At 62.9% G+C, this 17381-nt stretch carries 14 protein-coding genes and 1 tRNA gene; 6 read left to right on the top strand and 9 right to left on the bottom strand.

Annotated elements, in window-relative coordinates; all coding sequences use genetic code 11:
* Nucleotides 1-43 precede the first annotated feature (43 nt).
* The 3 genes from ACB033_RS20825 to ACB033_RS20815 form a co-directional block, all read right to left on the bottom strand.
* Nucleotides 44-361: a hypothetical protein gene (locus ACB033_RS20825; RefSeq protein ID WP_005304873.1), complete on the bottom strand. Its 318-nt coding sequence runs from the start codon at nucleotides 359-361 to the stop codon at nucleotides 44-46.
* 145 nt (nucleotides 362-506) lie between these two features.
* On the bottom strand, nucleotides 507-734 hold the full coding sequence (locus ACB033_RS20820) for a hypothetical protein (protein WP_005304875.1): 228 nt from the start codon (nucleotides 732-734) through the stop codon (nucleotides 507-509).
* Nucleotides 735-766: 32 nt separating this feature from the next.
* Nucleotides 767-1192, bottom strand: coding sequence for a MarR family winged helix-turn-helix transcriptional regulator (locus ACB033_RS20815; RefSeq protein ID WP_005304877.1), 426 nt, complete (start codon nucleotides 1190-1192; stop codon nucleotides 767-769).
* Nucleotides 1193-1396: 204 nt separating this feature from the next.
* Here ACB033_RS20815 and ACB033_RS20810 point away from each other — a divergent pair, with 204 nt between their 5' ends.
* The 3 genes from ACB033_RS20810 to chrA all read left to right on the top strand — a co-directional run bounded on the left by ACB033_RS20810 (nucleotide 1397) and on the right by chrA (nucleotide 4392).
* Entirely contained in the window at nucleotides 1397-2401 is a 1005-nt protein-coding gene (locus ACB033_RS20810; RefSeq protein WP_139724867.1) for an NADP-dependent oxidoreductase, read from the top strand.
* A gap of 157 nt (nucleotides 2402-2558) precedes the next feature.
* A complete protein-coding gene (locus ACB033_RS20805; protein ID WP_043171908.1) occupies nucleotides 2559-3002 on the top strand; it encodes an NUDIX hydrolase in 444 nt (147 codons plus the stop codon).
* 229 nt (nucleotides 3003-3231) lie between these two features.
* Entirely contained in the window at nucleotides 3232-4392 is a 1161-nt protein-coding gene (chrA, locus tag ACB033_RS20800) for a chromate efflux transporter (RefSeq protein ID WP_162519839.1), read from the top strand.
* 80 nt (nucleotides 4393-4472) lie between these two features.
* Here the strand turns inward: chrA and msrB are convergent, their stop codons facing one another.
* The 4 genes from msrB to malQ form a co-directional block, all read right to left on the bottom strand.
* On the bottom strand, nucleotides 4473-4859 hold the full coding sequence (gene msrB, locus ACB033_RS20795; protein ID WP_043171910.1) for a peptide-methionine (R)-S-oxide reductase MsrB: 387 nt from the start codon (nucleotides 4857-4859) through the stop codon (nucleotides 4473-4475).
* Nucleotides 4860-4915: 56 nt separating this feature from the next.
* Nucleotides 4916-7057, bottom strand: a complete 2142-nt coding sequence (gene glgX, locus ACB033_RS20790; protein ID WP_139724871.1) for a glycogen debranching protein GlgX — start codon at nucleotides 7055-7057, stop codon at nucleotides 4916-4918.
* Nucleotides 7057-9234 carry a 1,4-alpha-glucan branching protein GlgB gene (gene glgB, locus ACB033_RS20785; RefSeq protein ID WP_139724873.1) on the bottom strand — a complete coding sequence of 726 codons (2178 nt, stop codon included), beginning with the start codon at nucleotides 9232-9234 and terminating at the stop codon, nucleotides 7057-7059. The genes glgX and glgB overlap by 1 nt, the downstream gene beginning before the upstream one ends.
* A gap of 82 nt (nucleotides 9235-9316) precedes the next feature.
* Nucleotides 9317-11506, bottom strand: coding sequence for a 4-alpha-glucanotransferase (malQ, locus tag ACB033_RS20780; protein ID WP_162519840.1), 2190 nt, complete (start codon nucleotides 11504-11506; stop codon nucleotides 9317-9319).
* A 347-nt stretch (nucleotides 11507-11853) separates the two neighbouring features.
* Here malQ and gap point away from each other — a divergent pair, with 347 nt between their 5' ends.
* Both gap and ACB033_RS20770 read left to right on the top strand, forming a co-directional pair.
* Nucleotides 11854-12849 carry a type I glyceraldehyde-3-phosphate dehydrogenase gene (gene gap, locus ACB033_RS20775; RefSeq protein ID WP_005304894.1) on the top strand — a complete coding sequence of 332 codons (996 nt, stop codon included), beginning with the start codon at nucleotides 11854-11856 and terminating at the stop codon, nucleotides 12847-12849.
* Nucleotides 12850-12964: 115 nt separating this feature from the next.
* A complete protein-coding gene (locus ACB033_RS20770; RefSeq protein ID WP_139724875.1) occupies nucleotides 12965-13831 on the top strand; it encodes a D-hexose-6-phosphate mutarotase in 867 nt (288 codons plus the stop codon).
* A gap of 70 nt (nucleotides 13832-13901) precedes the next feature.
* Here the strand turns inward: ACB033_RS20770 and nadA are convergent, their stop codons facing one another.
* The gene (nadA, locus tag ACB033_RS20765) at nucleotides 13902-14975 is read right to left on the bottom strand and encodes a quinolinate synthase NadA (protein ID WP_162519841.1); all 1074 of its coding nucleotides are present in this window, start codon (nucleotides 14973-14975) and stop codon (nucleotides 13902-13904) included.
* 140 nt (nucleotides 14976-15115) lie between these two features.
* Here nadA and ACB033_RS20760 point away from each other — a divergent pair, with 140 nt between their 5' ends.
* On the top strand, nucleotides 15116-17221 hold the full coding sequence (locus tag ACB033_RS20760; RefSeq protein ID WP_139724877.1) for a methyl-accepting chemotaxis protein: 2106 nt from the start codon (nucleotides 15116-15118) through the stop codon (nucleotides 17219-17221).
* A 49-nt stretch (nucleotides 17222-17270) separates the two neighbouring features.
* Here the strand turns inward: ACB033_RS20760 and ACB033_RS20755 are convergent.
* Nucleotides 17271-17346, bottom strand: a tRNA-Val gene (locus tag ACB033_RS20755).
* Nucleotides 17347-17381 lie beyond the last annotated feature (35 nt).

Here is a 17381-nt window from a genome sequence, read left to right as displayed (position 1 = left end):
CTCCTCTTTTTACATGTTCAAACTGCTGGAGCAAGCAGGGTACTCAGACCGCCACCTGGCTCACGTCCTGCACCTGCAGAAGCCAGCCGGCCTGCTCCTGCTGCGGCTCACCGCTGACCCGCAGCCGCTCGCCGGTCGGCACCCACTGCCCCTGGGGCAGGGAGACCAGCAGACTCTCGCTGCCGTTGTCGAACAGCCAGCGATCTTCACCCAGCGACTCAATCAGATAACCTTCCATCTCCACTCTGGACTCGGCTTGCCAGGATGGCGCAACGGAATCACGGCTCTCGATGAAATCCCCCTGAACACCAAAACTGGCCAGCCCCCACAGAATGGAGAGCCCAACCAACGATGATTGCATCTCGTCTCTCCTCTTTTGGAACTGTAGGGCCAGTATGGGAAGAGAAAACTGAGCGCACCATGAACAAGGTGGCAAAGTGCCGACGGGATCGCGAAAAAAACCGGCCAATCGGCCGGTCGTGTCATTTTATGGCGTCTGGATCACACTATTTGGCAGCTTCCTCCGCCATCCGTGCGGCCCTTGGCTTATTCGTCCACATGGCAACGCCGCGATGATCCGCGCAGATCCCCTCCTCCACCACGGCCCGCACCCGGGTGCCATCCTTGCAGATCGCCTGCCAGGCATCGGCATCATCGATGGCCATCGACGGGGAGTGGGAACTGGTGCTGCAGGCACCCAGCAGCAGGGCAAACAGGGGCAACAAGATTCTCATGGAGGGCTCCTCAGACGGATGGTCGGTCGAACTCAACGCCCCAGCTGCGCCGAGATGCGATCGCAGAGCTGCTTGAGCTGGGCCAGTTCAGCATCGGCCAGATCCACCTGATTGCGCAAGCTGTCTGCCAGACAGCAGCCCTGCACCTCCTGCTGCAACTGGCGGCCCGCCTCGGTCAAACGAATGCATTTTTGCCGCTCATCCTCGCGGGAGACGGTGCGAGTCAGCCAGCCCTTGCTCTCCAGCCGCTTGACGATGGGAGTCAGGGTACCCGCATCCAGCCCAGTCTCCTGACCTATCTCCTTGAGGCTGACCTCATCCCGCGCCCACAGCGACAACATCACCAGATACTGGGTGTAGGTGAGATCCAGCTTGTCCAGCAGCGGCCGGTAGGCCCGCATCACGGCATTGGAGGCGCTGTAGAGGGCAAAACAGACCTGCTTTTTCAATTCACTCATAGGGCACCTCGCTGACGACTGGGGCCAGTATACCCCAGGAAAATCGGGGGGCGAATAATTTGCACACAAAACAGTTGTCAGCCCTCCGTTTCAGGATTAACCTGATTTTAGTTTGCACGCAAACAAAATCATCCAGCGCCGCCGACACACAGGGCCCGGCCCGTCGCCGGCGAGGCTTGCACCAGATCCAACGGGAGAACCGCCATGAATGCCACCAGCCATCAAATCCAACTGCTGCGCCGCCCGGTCGGCCTGCCCGCCGCAGCCGACTTCGCCCTGGTCGAGGTGCCGCTTCCCCTCTTGCAGGAGGGCGAGGTGCAGGTCGCCAACCAGTGGCTGTCGGTGGATCCCTACATGCGCGGTCGCATGAGCGAGGCCAAGAGCTATGTGCCCCCCTTCCCCCTCAACGGCCCCCTCGATGGCGGCGCCATCGGCGTGGTGGAGGCCTCGCGCCACCCGGATTTCGCGGTGGGCGACCGGGTGAGCAGCATGCTGGGCTGGCGCGATCGCTTCATCGCCAACGGCGCCCAGCTGACCAGACTGCCCGACACCCGCCTGCCGCCCCAGCGCTTTCTCGGCGCCCTCGGCATGCCGGGCATGACCGCCTGGACCGGGCTCAACCGCATCGCCAAACTGCAGGCCGGTGAAACCGTGCTGGTGTCGGCCGCCTCCGGCGCCGTCGGTTCCATGGTGGTGCAGCTCGCCAAACGGGCGGGGGCCCGCATCATCGGCTCCACCGGGTCGGCCGACAAGGTGGCCTACCTCAAGAGCCTGGGGGCCGACGAGGTGATCAACTACCGCGAGACCCCGGATCTCGATGCCGAGCTGGCCCGGCAGGCACCGGAGGGGATCCACGTCTACTTCGAGAACGTGGGGGGCGCCATGCTGGACGCCGCCCTCAACCACATGGTGGTGCACGGTCGCATCGTGATGTGCGGGCTCATCGAGCAGTACAACGGCCAGAGCGAGGCGAGCGGGCCGCGCAACCTCTCCCAGGTGATCCGCAAGCGCCTCACCATGCAGGGGCTGATCGTGTTCGATCACTGGCAGCACTACGGCGAGTTTCTGGCCGAGGTGACCCCGGCCTTCGACGCCGGCACCCTGCAGGCCGAAGAGACCGTTTATCAGGGGCTCGCCAGCATGCCGCAGGCCTTCATCGGGCTGTTCGAGGGGCGCAACACCGGCAAGATGCTGGTCAAGCTGGGGTGATCCGCAGCACTGGCACCTGACACCGCAGACTGCTTGCATGACGGGCCCATCCGACCTAAGGTGGGCCCGTTTTTTATGGTGCAATCCGCCGTTTGTGCAAGGAGCCGCTCATGGGCTCCCTGCTTGTCCCGCGTCATCCCTGCAAGGAGCCCTTCTTATGTCAACTCCCTATCCCCGCGTCGGTGTCGGCGTGATCCTCACCAACCGCCAGGGCCAGGTGCTGGTTGGCAAGCGCAAGGGGAGCCACGCCCCCTACTGGTCCATCGCCGGCGGCCATCTGGAGCTGGGAGAGACGTTCGAATCGGCTGCGATCCGGGAAGTGGCCGAGGAGACGGGGTTTCAGATCAGCAACCCCAGCGTCATCGCCGTCACCAACAATCTGGAGACCTGGCGCGAGAGCGGCCTGCACTATGTATCGGTCACCCTGCTGGCCGAGGTAGAGGGAGAGCCGCAACTGCTGGAGCCAGAGAAGTGCGAAGGCTGGAGCTGGTGCGACCCGCGCAACCTGCCCGAGCCTCACTTCGATGCCAGCCGCCAGTCTATCGCCTGCTGGCTGGCTGGCCGTTGCTATCTGCCGACCCCGAGCCAGCCGGCCCCATAAGCCATCGTCTGCTGGCTGGCGAATCGTTGCTACCTGCCGACCTCGAGCCAGCCGGCCCCATAAACCATCGCCTGCTGGCTGGCGAATCGTTGCTACCGGCCGACCTCGAGCCAGCCAGCCCCATAAGCCATCGCCTGCTGGCTGACAAGGCGCGGCTACCTGCCAGCAGCCCCCTGATTTGTCATAAAAATGTCACCGCTTTGTCATATCATCTCCACCGTCTGATGAAATGCGCGAGGGGAGCGACGAGGTGGGACAGGTATTCATGCAATTTCTGTGGCTGGGCTGCATCAGCTTTGGTGGGCCGGCCGCTCATATCGGCTACTTCCAGCGCACCTTCGTCGAGCGGCTGGGCTGGCTGACCCAGGCCGAATTCGCCCAGTTGCTGGCCCTCTGCCAGCTGCTGCCGGGCCCCGCCTCCAGCCAGCTCGGCTTTGCCATCGGTCGCCAGCGGGCCGGGCTTGGCGGAGCGCTGGCCGCCTTCGCCGGCTTCACCCTCCCCTCCTTCCTGCTGTTGCTGGCCGCCGCCATCGGCCTGGGCCAGCTCGGCAACAACCTCTGGCTCGATGCCGCCCTGCACGGCCTCAAGCTGCTGGCGCTGGTGGTGGTCGCCGATGCGGTGTTCACCATGAGCCGCCAGTTCTGCAAAACAGCGCAGAGCCAGGGGATCATGGTCGCCACCGCGGCCGCCCTCTGGTGGCAGCCCGGCCTGCTCACCCAGCTCGTCATGCTGGCGGGCGCCGCCCTGCTCTGTTCCCGTCAGGCAGACCACAGCGGCACTCCCTTGTCGTCTGCCGGCGCAGTGAGCCGACCCCACTGGCCCACCCTGCTGCTGTTCGCCTTGCTGTTTATCGGCTTGCCGCTGCTGGAGGGCCCCGTCGGCCAGCTGGTCGCCGACTTCTACCGGGCCGGCAGCCTGGTGTTTGGCGGCGGCCACGTGGTGCTGCCCCTGCTGGCGGAGAGCGCGGGGCACAGTCTCAGCCAGCAGCAGCTCCTGACCGGCTACAGCCTGGCCCAGCTGGTGCCCGGCCCCATGTTCACCCTGGCGACCTATCTCGGCGCCCAGTTGCTGCCGGCCACCCCGTTGGGCGGTGCTCTGCTGGCGACCCTGGCGCTTTTCCTGCCCGGTTTTCTGCTGCTGTGGGCCATGGGCCCCTGCTGGCAGAGCTGGCTGGCCCGCCCTCGTTTCGCCGGCGCCGTGGCCGGCATCAACGCCGCCGTGGTGGGTCTGCTGCTGGCGGCACTCTATCAGCCGGTCTGGCAGAGCGCCGTGCTGGCCCCCACCGATCTGGCGCTGGCCGCCGTCGGCTTCTACCTGCTGCGGGCACTCAGGCTCCCCATCCTGGCGCTGGCGACTCTGTTGATGGGAGCCACCCTGCTGCTGGCCTGAGCGACCCAGGCGGCGACCACAAAGAAACGGCCCCCTGCCAAGGCAGGGGGCCGTTTTTGCATGCATATTGATCGCCAGGCTCAGGGCTCGGGATCGAAATCCAGGCTCAGGCTGTTGACGCAGTAGCGCTGGCCAGTCTCGGTCGGCCCGTCCGGGAAGACGTGACCGAGGTGGGAGCCGCACTGGCTGCAGGTGATCTCTACCCGTTTCATGCCGTGGCTGTTGTCCTCTGTGTAGGTCACGGTCCCGTCGATGGCCCGATCGAACGAGGGCCAGCCGCAGCCCGAATCAAACTTGGCATCCGAGTGAAACAGCACCTGCTTGCAGCAGACGCACAGGTAGTCGCCGCTCTTGCGGTTGTGGAGCAGGGCGCCGCTGTAGGGACGCTCCGTGCCCTTCTCCCAGCAGACGTGAAACTGCTCGGCGCTCAGCTTGTCGCGCCATTGTTCGGGGTTGTTACTGCTCATTCCGACTCCTCACCACTGATAACGGTGCCCAGCATACCCAGTCAGGGCGCCGCACTCTACCCCGCCAGCGGGAACTGTGATCCCGTTGGCAACACGGCGGCAACATCCGCAGTGGCCAGCGCCTCTTCCTCCGCCAGCGCCACCGCACTCAGGGCTACCCGCTCCAGCAGCTTGAGGGAGTGGGCCCGGCCCACCGCCACTTGGCGCTTGATGTCGTCGGGCAGGAACGGCAAGCCGTCATTGGTGGCGGTGTCGATGGTCTGGATCCACTCCATGCCATCCCCCGGCGGCGGCAAGCGGAACTGGATGTCGTAGTCGCTGGCGTTGAACAGCACGAACCAGCGCTCCCCGCCGCAGCCGATCATGCCAATGTCCATCGCGAAGGCCTGCCCCATGGGGGCGTGCCAGTCCTGATCGGTGAGCTGATGGCCGTCCGGGTGATACCAGTTGACCTGGTGGCAGCTGCTGGAGGCACCGTTCCAGCTGTCGTCGCTCAGTTGCAGGTTGGAGAAGACGGTGGACTCCGCCCGCAGCGCCATCATCTGCTGGGTGAAGGCGAGCAGCCGCTCGTCCTCCGGTCGCCACTGCCAGTTGACCCAGCTGATCTGGTTGTCCTGGCAGTAGGCGTTGTTGTTGCCAAGCTGGCTGCGGCCCATCTCGTCGCCGGCGAGGAAGTGCGGTGTGCCTTGCGACAGCAGCAGGGTGGCGATCAGGTTGCGCTTCTGCTGCTGGCGCAGGTTGTTGACCCGCGGATCCAGGGTTGGCCCCTCAACGCCGTGGTTGCAGGAGAGGTTGTTGCCGTGGCCGTCCCGGTTGTCCTCGCCGTTGGCCTGGTTGTGGCGCTGGTTGTAGGAGACCAGATCCTCCAGGGTGAAGCCATCGTGATAGCAGAGGTAGTTGACGCTGGTATGGGGGGAACGCCAGTTCTTCGGGAATAGATCCCTTGAACCCACCAGCCGGGTGGCAAAGTCCCCCATTTTGCCCGCATCGCCGCGCCAGAAGGCGCGCACCGTGTCGCGGTAGCGGTCGTTGATCTCCAGCCACTGGCTCGGAAACTGGCCGAGGCGATAACCGAAGGGGCCGATATCCCAGGGCTCGGCAATGAGCTTGACTCGCGCCAGCACGGGATCCGCCATCATGGCCTTGAAGAAGGCCCCCATGGGGTCGAACTCCCCCGCCTCGCGCGCCAGGGTGACCGCCAGATCGAAGCGAAAGCCGTCCACCTGCATCTCGGTGACCCAGTAGCGCAGGGCGTCGAGCACCAGCCGCAGGCTGTTGGGGTGATCCAGATTGACGCTGTTGCCACAGCCGGTGACGTTGGCGTGACGAGTGTAATCGGGGCCGTGGGCCCCCGCCTCGAAGGCGTAGTAACCTGCGTTGTCAAACCCCTTGAAGGAGAGCACTGGGCCGTCGAAACCCGCCTCCGCGGTGTGGTTGTAGACCACGTCCAGGATCACCTCGAGCCCGGCTCTGTGCAGCTCGCGCACCATGGTCTTGAACTCGGTCACCGCCTCCTGCGCCGCATAGCGCGGCTCGGGGGCGAAGAAGGCGATGGGGTTGTAACCCCAGTAGTTGGTGAGCCCCAGCTGCTCGAGCCTGGGCTCGGACATGAAGGCCGCCACCGGCATCAGCTGCACCGCGCTAACGCCGAGGGACTTGAGATGTTCGATGATGAGCGGGTGACTGATCCCCAGATAGGTGCCGCGCAGCTCGCTCGGCACCCCCTGATGCTGGCGGGTGAGGCCCTTGACGTGGGCCTCGTAGATGACGGTGCGGGCCGGCTCGATGGCGGGCTTGCCCACCCCCTGCCAGTCGAATGCATCATCCACCACCACCGATTTGGCCACCATGGCCGCGCTGTCCCCCTGATAGAGGGCATCGTCCCAATAGGTGGGGCGGCTGAGTGCCCTGGCATAAGGGTCGATCAGCAGCTTGTCCGGGTCGAACAGCATCCCCTCCTGGGAGATGCCGTGCACCCGGTAGCCGTAACGCTGGCCGGCCCGAACCCCGCGCACATAGCCGAAGCGGTACTGGCCGCGCCGGCCGGGCAGCTCGAGACGGGCCAGCTCCCGCTCCTGCTCGTCGAACAGGCAGAGCTCCACCTTGTCCGATTGCGGCGCCCAGACGCAGAAGTGACAACCCGTCTTGTCGAGCAGCACTCCCAGCGGGTAGTCCTGCCCCTTTTCCATTACAAACATCAAGGCTCCTGTTTGATGAACAAGGTCGCGAGCGGCGGCAAGTCCAGCACTATGCTGTGCGCCATCCCCTGCCAGGGGGTCGGCTCGGCGACGAACACCAGACCCACATCATAGTTGCTGCCCCAGTAATGCTCGCTGTCGGTGTTGAGCACCACCCGGTAGTGACCGGCCGCAGGCACCCCGAGGCGGTAGCCGATGCGCGGCACCGGGGTGAAGTTGCAGGCCACCACCAGCGGGTTGGCTCCCAGCTTGTCGGCCCGCAGCCAGGCGAAGATGCTGTTGTCGGCGTCGTTGTGATCCAGCCAGCGGAAGCCGTTCTGCTCATAGTCCGCCTGATACAAGGCAGCTTCATGACGGTAGAGGTGGTTGAGGTCGTGGATCAGCCGCTGCTGGCCGCCATGCTTGGGATACTGCAGCAGGTGCCAGGGCAGCTGGGCATCGTGATTCCACTCGTTGCTCTGGGCGATCTCGGTGCCCATGAAGTTGAGCTTCTTGCCGGGATGAGCATACATGAAGCCCATGTAGGCACGCAGGTTGGCCGCCTGCTGCCACTCGTCCCCCGGCATCTTGTAGAGCAATGAGTGCTTGCCGTGCACCACCTCGTCGTGGGAGAGCGACAGAATGAAGTTCTCGTCATAGTGGTACACCATGGAGAAGGTCATGTCGTTGTGGTGGTAGCGACGGTGAATGGGTTCCTTCTGCATGTAGGTGAGGGTGTCGTGCATCCAGCCCATATTCCACTTGAAGCCAAAACCCAGCCCCCCCAGGAAGGTGGGACGGGAGACCCCGGCAAAGGCGGTGGACTCCTCGGCGATGGTCATGGCGTGGGGGTACTTGCCGTACACCTCCTCGTTGGTCCACTTGAGCAGGCTGATCGCCTCGTAGTTGTGGTTGCCGCCATCGACGTTGGGCACCCACTCCCCCTCGTTGCGGGAATAGTCCAGATAGAGCATGGAGGCCACCGCATCCACCCGCAGGCCGTCGACGTGGAACTTGTCGAGCCAGAACAGGGCGCTGGCCACCAGGAACTGGCGCACCGTATTGCGACCGAAGTCATAGATGTAGGAGTTCCAGTCCGGGTGCCAGCCGCGGCGCGGATCTTCGTACTCGTAGAGCGGGGTGCCGTCGAAGCGAGCCAGACCGTGGGCATCGGACGGGAAGTGGGCGGGCACCCAATCCAGAATCACGCCGATCCCGGCCTGGTGGCACTGATCCACGAAGTATTTGAAATCATCAGCCGTGCCGTAGCGGCTGGTGGGGGAGAACATGCCCACCGGCTGGTAGCCCCAGGAGCCGCTGAACGGATGCTCGGAGACCGGCAGCAACTCGATGTGGGTGTACTCCATCTCTTTGACGTAATCGACCAGCTCCACCGCCAGCTCGCGCCAGCTCAGGCTGTCACCGTTGGGGTGGCGCTTCCAGGAGCCGACGTGCAACTCGTAGATGGAGAGCGGCTGCTCGCGCTTGTCGTTCAGCTGGCTCTCGCGCCAGGCGGCATCCTGCCACTGGTACTGGTCGTGGTCATAGACCACGGAGGCGAACGAGGGGTACTGCTCGCAGTAGAAACCCACCGGGTCGCTCTTGTGCGGCAGCCGGTTGCCCATGGGGTCTTTCAGTTCGAACTTGTAGCGATCCCCGGCCTTGAGGCCCGGCACGAACAGCACCCAGTGACCGCACTGGCTGCGCTGCATCGGGTGACGACGGCCATCCCAGAAGTTGAAATCGCCGATCAGGCTCACCGCGGTGGCGCTCGGCGCATAGACCGCAAAGCGCACCCCTTCCACTCGCTGGTCCAGATGCTCCACGGTGCGCAGTTGGGCACCGAGCGTGTGGTAGAGGTTTTCCGGCTGGTAGGTGAGCTCTGCCAACCCGGCCCAGCCCGCATCCTGGAACTGATAGGGGTCGATGACCTCGACGGTGGTATCTGGGTAGTCGGCAAGCAACTGATAGGGGAAGGGATTTTTACGGCGGGTGAAAACAGTTTCAAAGAGGCCCGAATCATCGGTGGGCGCTAGGGTGGCAACAATCTTGCCCGACTTGAGATCCCTGACCCTTACGGCCTGGGCATCGGGTAACCAGACGGTCAGCTTGAGGCCGGGCCCATCCGGGTTGGCCTGCAGGCCTAAGTGGGAGAAGGGATCGGAACAGCGGGCTGCAACCAAACGTTCAACGAGCATCGAGATTTCCTTTCATAGCTGAGCATCCGCTCCGGCCTGGGCCGAAGCGGATGTAAGTGAGTCACGTTTTGTCGGCAGTGGCTCAACGACTGGCCTCGTCACGGGCCTGGCTCATCTTGCCTGCCAGCGCCTTGAGCGCCTCATTGGCAAAAATATCCTCCAGATCGGTGGAGAGCTTGCGGCGCCAGTTCGGGTACTCGTAACTGGTGCCCGGCACATTGACCGGCTTGTCCATCTCCAGCCAATCCTCCAGCTGGGTGCTGAACAGGGCGCAGCTGCCGCGAGACATGTGCAGTTGCAGACCGTGGTTGAGCTCGGTGTTCATGCCAACCCAGTTCACGTCGTGGCTGATGTTGCCGGAGATCACCCCGTGGCCGTGCAGGCTGTCGAGAATGCGCTGCTTGGCCTGGTGGCGATCAGCATACAGGGTCTTGAGTACGTCTTCATCTGGATACAAGCCCAGCTCGCGCCCCAGCGCCAGATCGTCACAATGCCAGAAGCCCTTGAGGGTCGGCATGTCGTGGGTGGTCAGCGCCGACATCGCCTGCTCGGCATAGTGCGCCGGGGAGATGAAGCCACCATCGGCCTTGGAACGTTCGAAGAAGAACACCTTGTAGGAGTGGACACCGTTCTCTTTGAGGGTCACATCGATCCCCTCCGGCACGGTACCGAGATCCTCGCCGATCAGCAGACACTGGTTGCGGTGGGACTCGAGGGCCAGGATGCCGAGCAGGTCGTTGACCGGGTAATAGATGTAGGCGCCTTTGGCGGCGGACTCTCCGGGCGGCACCCACCACAGGCGCAGCAAGGCCATCACGTGGTCGATGCGCAGCGCGCCGCAAGAACGCATGTTGGCGCGGAACAGATCCACCATGGGCTGGTAAGCCGCTTCGAACAGCTGGTTCGGGTTCATGGGGGGCAGGCCCCAGTTCTGGCCGAGCGGGCCCAGAATATCGGGCGGCGCACCGACCGAGGCTTTCGGGCAGTAGAGATCCCGGTTGGCCCAGATCTCGGTGGAACCTTCGGAGACGCCCACCGCCAGATCGCGGTAGATCCCCATCACCATGCCGGCCGCCTTGGCACGGGCGTCGGCCCGGGCCAGCTGCTCGTCGGCCAGGAATTGCAGATAGAGGTAGAAATTCACATCCTGACTGTGCTCGGCCATCCAGGCCGCCACTTCAGGATTGTGGTAGTCGCGGAACGGCTCCGGCCACACCGGCCAGCCCCAGGCATTCTCGCCCTTGGCATAGAAGTGGGCTTGCAGGGCATCGAAGGCGGCCTGTTGCTGCAAGCTGTCGCCGCCGGCGGCAACGAACGCATCGAAGGCGGCCTGACGCTCGGCGCCGAGGCTCGCCTGATCGAACACCTGACGCAGCATGCCGAGCTTGGTCTCGATGACGCCGGTGTAATCCACGTTGCCCTTGGCACGCAGCTCGCTCAGATGCTGCTGGAAGGCGGGACTTGCCACTTCCGCCTTGAGACCTGCGTTCCCTTGGAATTCGGGCACGGCCTCCACATCGATGTAGGCCACGTTGAGCCAGCGCCGGGACGAGGGGCTGTAAGGGCTGGCGCTCTCCGGGTTGGCCGGATAGAGGGCATGGATCGGGTTGAGGCCGACGAAGTGGGCGCCCCAGGCGGCCATCTTCTCGACCAGCTGGCCCAGATCGCTGAAATCGCCGATGCCCCAGTTGTGACGGCTGCGCAGGCAGTAGAGCTGCACGCTCGGGCCCCACACCTTGCGGCCATTGGCGATGGGAGGCTGCTTGTAGCACGCCTTGGGCGCGACGATGAGGCGCATGCTGGCAAGCGGCTCGTCGTTGCCCTCCTCCAGCAGGATCAGATCGTGATAACCCAGCTCGGGCTGCACATCCAGGGCCACGCGATAGGCCTGGCACTCCATCTCTTCGAATTCGGCCACGCCGACCAGCTCACCGTCGATGGGGGTGAGCTGACCGGACAACAGGCCGCCCTGCTCCAGTTTGAGCTGCCAGGTGAGGGCGTCGTTGACGAATTCGATGGGCAGACGGACTTCGAGGGTAATGGGCTCGCCGCTGCGGACCACCATCACGGGATCCAGCGCACGCAGCCAGTGCTGGCGGTGCTCCTGCTCAAGCTGCTCGGTCAGGGCGGCCTCGTCGTCGACGCGGTAACCCATGGCGCCCAGCATGGCGGCCTTGCTCTCTTCGGATACCTGAGCCGGGTGGCCCCAGGCATCAACATACTCGCTGGCGATACCTTTAGCGGCAGCCAGCTGTTCAATCAGGGTGGTCATAGTTTGAGAATTCCCGCTGTGGATTCTATCTATACTATTTTGATTAATTTTTATGGGTGGTACTTGAACAGTGGCTCTATGGGCCATGCTAAACCGCGCACATTTTTACACATCTGTCTGGCTGGTTGTGTGACCGAGTAGGCACTATTGTTGATAACTGCCTCGCCGGCTCAATCGATAGTTATTTCGCCAAAAGCTGGTAGTCAGTTACATAAACAGAAAATAAATTTCACAGTTTTTCATGATATAGCGCAATTTCAGACAGATTGTTGGTTGACTCGCGGGGGAGTTCTAGTAAATTTACAAGCGGAATTTTCTTTGACTACTGAACAGTTAGGTAACCAATTATGACTATCAAAGTAGGTATTAACGGTTTTGGCCGCATCGGTCGCTTCGTCTTCCGTCTGGCTTGCGAGCGCAACGACATCGAAGTTGTTGGTATCAACGATCTGATCGACGTTGACTACATGGCTTACATGCTGAAGTACGACTCCACTCACGGCCGCTTCAAGGGCACCGTTGAAGTCAAAGACGGCAACCTGGTTGTCAACGGCAAAACCGTACGTGTTACCGCTGAACGTGACCCGGCCAACCTGAAATGGGATGCCATCGGTGTTGACGTTGTTGCCGAAGCTACCGGTCTGTTCCTGACCGACGAGACCGCTCGCAAGCACATCGCTGCCGGCGCCAAGAAAGTTGTACTGACCGGTCCGTCCAAAGACGCTACCCCGATGTTCGTAATGGGCGTTAACCACGCTACCTACGCTGGCCAGGACATCGTTTCCAACGCTTCCTGCACCACCAACTGCCTGGCGCCGATCGCCAAAGTACTGAACGACACCTTCGGTATCGAATCCGGTCTGATGACCACCGTTCACGCCACCACCGCTACCCAGAAGACCGTTGATGGTCCGTCTGCCAAAGACTGGCGCGGTGGCCGCGGCGCGGCTCAGAACATCATCCCGTCCTCTACCGGTGCTGCCAAGGCTGTTGGCGTCGTTATCCCGGAACTGAAAGGCCTGCTGACCGGTATGGCTTTCCGTGTTCCGACTCCGGACGTATCCGTTGTTGACCTGACCGTCAACCTGAAGAAAGCGGCCACCTACGCAGAAATCTGCGAAGCGATGAAAGCTGCTTCCGAAGGCGCCATGAAGGGCGTGCTGGGCTACACCGAAGACGAAGTAGTTTCCACCGACTTCCTGGGTGAGCGTCAGACCTCCGTGTTCGACGCCAAGGCTGGTATCCAGCTGACCGACAAGTTCGTTAAAGTTGTATCTTGGTACGACAACGAAATGGGCTACTCCAGCAAGGTTTTGGACCTGATCGCTCACATCTCCAAGTAATTTGGGATAAGCAATCAAGTAGCTTGAAAAAGGCGGCCATGGGCCGCCTTTTTGTATTCTGGATCGGGATTATTCCACCCTTCTCTTCTGAATGTGCGCGAGCACAGGAGTCCTCATGCAACCGACACGCACTCTGACTGCCCACTGTACCCTCAGCCACCACCCGGCAGGCCAGCCGCTGCTGACCATCGACAACGGCTACGCCAGGGCACAAATCAGCCTGTTTGGAGCCCACGTACTGAGCTATCAGCGCCATGATGAACCCGCATCCATCTGGCTCAGCGACAAGGCTGTGCTGGATGGCAGCAAGCCCATTCGCGGCGGCATTCCTCTCTGCTGGCCCTGGTTTGGCCCGGCGCCAGCCCGCGTCGGCAGCGGCAGGCCCTCCCACGGCTTTGCCCGCACCAGCCTGTGGACGCTGGACGGCGTTTCCGATCACGGCGACGGTACGCTCGTCCATCTGTCTCTGCGTGACAACGAGGCCACTCGTCAGCTCTGGCCCCACGCCTTCGAGCTGGAGCTGGACGTACTGGTGGGCAAGGAGCTGGCCCTGGTACTGACTACCCGCAACACAGGTAAAGAGCCCCTCGTCTACGGCGGTGCCCTGCACACCTACCTGCAGATAAGCGCGCCGGAGGCAGTGAGCGTCAGCGGCCTTGGCGAGCCCTATGCCGACAAGCTGACCGGCCAGAATGGCCAGCAGCAGGGCGCCTTGACCCTGAACGGGCCGCTGGATAGGGTCTACTGGCAGCCAGACGCCCAGGTCTGCATCCAGGATGGCGAGCGTCAGACTCGAGTGGTCAGCGGCAACCACGACAGCGTGGTGGTCTGGACTCCCTGGCTGGAAGGGGCGAGCGCCATGGCCGACATGAGTGATGACGGCTATCGCACCATGCTGTGCGTCGAAGCGGCCATCGCCAGCGAGGCAGGCGTGACCGTTGCACCGGATGAAGAGCACAGCTTCTCTACCGTCATCATCTGACTATTCGGCTGACGGATAAATAAAGAGGGCTCCCGCGGGAGCCCTCTCTACCTCTCATCACCTATCCCACTCAGGCATTGCCCTGGGTCTTGAGCTTGAGCTCGGCGGCGAAGTTAAGCATGCGGTCGAGCGGGATCAGAGCCTTCACCCGCAGTGCCTCATCCACATGGATCTCGTGACGCTCGGCGCCATCGGTCAGGGCTTCCTTGATGGCCACCAGACCGTTCATCGCCATCCAGGGGCAGTGGGCACAGCTGCGGCAGGTGGCACCGTCGCCACCGGTCGGCGCTTCCACCATCTCCTTCTCCGGGCAGGCCTGCTGCATCTTGTAGAAGATGCCGCGATCGGTCGCCACGATGAGCTTCTGCTGGGGCAGCTCCCTGGCCGCCTTGATCAGCTGGCTGGTGGAGCCCACCGCATCGGCCAGTTCGATCACCGAGGCGGGCGATTCCGGGTGCACCAGCACGGCGGCATCCGGATTCTGCTCCTTCAGCTCGCGCAGGGCGCGGGCCTTGAACTCGTCGTGGACGATGCAGTGGCCCTGCCAGCGCAGCATCTCGGCGCCCGTCTTCTTCTCGATATAGGCCCCCAGGTGACGGTCCGGGCCCCAGATGATCTTGTGACCCTGGCTGTCCAGGTGCTCGACGATCTCCAGCGCGATGCTGGAAGTGACCACCCAGTCAGCCCGCGCCTTGACCGCCGCCGAGGTGTTGGCATAAACCACCACGATGTGATCGGGATGGGCGTCACAGAAGGCGGAGAACTGCTCGATGGGGCAGCCCAGATCGAGGGAACACTCGGCCTCCAGGGTCGGCATCAGCACCCGCTTGTGGGGGCTCAGGATCTTGGAGGTCTCCCCCATGAAGCGCACGCCGGCGACGATCAGGGTCTGCGCCTCATGATCGCGACCAAAACGGGCCATCTCGAGGGAGTCACCGACGAAACCGCCGGTCTCCTCCGCCAACGCCTGGATCTCGGGATCCGTGTAGTAGTGGGCGGCCAGCACCGCCTTGCGCTCCTTGAGCAGTGCCTTGATGTCTGCGATCAGGGTCGTCTTCTGCTCGGCGCTCAGGGGAAGGGGCTTGGCCGGAAACGGATAGTCCATCTCGACTACCGGCGGGACATTGTTCAGTGCATTGCTCATTGCGACTGTTCCATCAACGCTTGGAAAGGCAAAAATTATAACCAGAAGCCGTGCACAAACCCATCAACAAATCAGGTGCCGTGCAAGCGTCCGAATATACTCATCTCATTCGTTGTCATTCTTGCCAAAGGAGTAGTCGGATGAAACAACGTTCACTCAAGACCAAGCTGCTGCTGCTCACCATGGGTCTGTTTATCGCCAGCGGCCTCGCCATGACCCTGATGCAATCCTCCTCGCTGAATTCCCTGCGCAACGACATAGTGAGCCAGACCCGCCAGGCGCTGGAGCAGGAGGTATCCCGAACCCTGCAATTTCAAGCCGAGCGCTATGCGGTGCAGATAGCCGCCCTGCTGCAACAGTCCTATCAGGTGCCGCTGGGCATGGCAGCTCAACTGGAGGGCAGCATGACGCAGCCTGACGGGCTGCTGAGCCGCCCCCAGGTCGAGATGCTGCTTCGCAGCCGCTTGCTGCAAGCTGGTGGCATCAGCTCCATCTACGCCCAGTTTGAGCCCGACGGGTATGACGATCAGGATGCCAGCTGGATGGCTGGCGCCTCCCACTCCGTCGCCAGCAAGGGCAGCCTGGAGATTTACTTTACCCGGGATCAGGGGGGCCAGATCACCCAGCAGCCGGTGGATGCCGCCAGCAGTGCCGCCAAATACGACACCTCGGTCAACGAGTTCGGCATTCGCAACAGCGAGTGGTACCTGTGCGGCCGCGACACCCTGCGCCCCTGCCTGATGGAGCCCTATCTCTACGAAATCAGCCCGGGCAACCAGATGCTGATGACCAGCCTGACGGTGCCCATCCTGAAGGCAGGCAAATTTGTCGGCATCACCGGCGTCGACATGAACCTCCCCATCTTCCAGCAACTGGCCGAGAGCCTCGGCAAGAGCCTTTACGACAACCAGGCCGAGGTCACCCTGGTCAGCAAGATGGGGCTCATCGTCGGCAGCAACCGCCACGCCGACAAGCTGGGTCGGCCATTGACGGAAGCCGGCCTCACGGCCCCTACCGGCCAGGCACAGAGCACGGAGAGCGACTTCATCCTGCAGCAACCGGTCAGGATCGATGCCGCCGACAGCCAGTGGTGGCTGATGATCAAGGTGCCCAAGGCGCTGGCCCTCAACCAGGCCAACACCATCAGCAACCAGCTGGGTGACCTGCTGCAGGCCACCCAGCAGCAGCAGTTGATCGCCATCGTCGTCGTCACCCTGCTGGCGCTGGCGTTGCTCATCTGGTTCATCCAGAGCATCACGGCCCCCCTCTCCCTCATCAGCCGCCATGTGTCTCACCTCGCCAGTCACGAGGGAGACCTGACCCAGCAGATGAAGATAGACACCCACCAGGAGCTGATCGAACTGGGCGGTCACCTCAACGCCTTCCTCGGCAAGCTGCGCGGCATGGTGCAGGGCAGCAAGCAGATCGGCCAGCAGGTGCACCAGCAGGCCAGTGGTATGAAGCAGACGGCCGATACCATGCGCAGCAGCCTGGATGAACAGAGCCTGGAGCTGGAGAGCGTGGTCAGCGCCATGCATCAGATGAGCACCACGGCGGTCAGTGTGGCGGGTTATGCGGAGCAGGCAGCTCAGGAGTCTGAGACGGCGACCCACCACATAAGCACGGCCCAGCAGACCCTGAGCCGGGCCCGCAACGAGATCCACACCCTGGTCGAAGACATGCATCAGGCCGACAAGGCGGTCGCCCAGGTTGCCCAGCGCAGCACCAACATCAGCCGCATTCTCGACGTGATCAGGGCCATCGCCGAGCAGACCAACCTGCTGGCGCTCAATGCGGCCATCGAGGCGGCGCGGGCCGGCGACATGGGGCGCGGTTTTGCCGTGGTGGCAGATGAAGTGCGGGCCCTGGCCAACAAGACCCGGGAGTCCACCGACGAGATAGGTCAGCTCATCGGCAGCCTGCAGACCGAAGTCAGCAGCAGCCAGCAGTTGATGAGTACCGGCATCGCCCGTTCGGCCAGCACGGTAGAAGGGACGGAGCAGGCGTTTGAAGCCCTCAACCAGGTGGTCACCCAGATCCAGCAGATCCACGATCACATCAGCCAGGTGGCCACGGCGGCCGAGCAGCAGAGCGCCGTCAGCGACACCATCAACCAGAACCTGATGCGGATCGGCGATGCCGCCACCACCCTGGGACAGGAGGCCAATGCCAGCCACCGCCTGAGCGAGCAGCTGGAACAGGCCGCGACGGCGCTGGCCAACCAGCTCGAGCGGCTGAGAACCTGACGCCTAACAGCCATAAAAAAAGCCCGCATTGCTGCGGGCTTTTTCAATCTGGTGGTCGTTACTGGGATCGAACCAGTGACCCCCTCCTTGTAAGGGAGGTGCTCTCCCAGCTGAGCTAAACGACCTGGGATTCTGAAATGATGGTGGGTCGTGCTGGATT

Origin of the sequence: Aeromonas sp. S15(2024) (genome assembly GCF_041402265.1) — a bacterium.
GTDB lineage: Bacteria > Pseudomonadota > Gammaproteobacteria > Enterobacterales > Aeromonadaceae > Aeromonas > Aeromonas dhakensis.
Note: the sequence above shows the minus strand (reverse complement) of the source record. Positions and strands in the feature narration are given on the sequence as shown.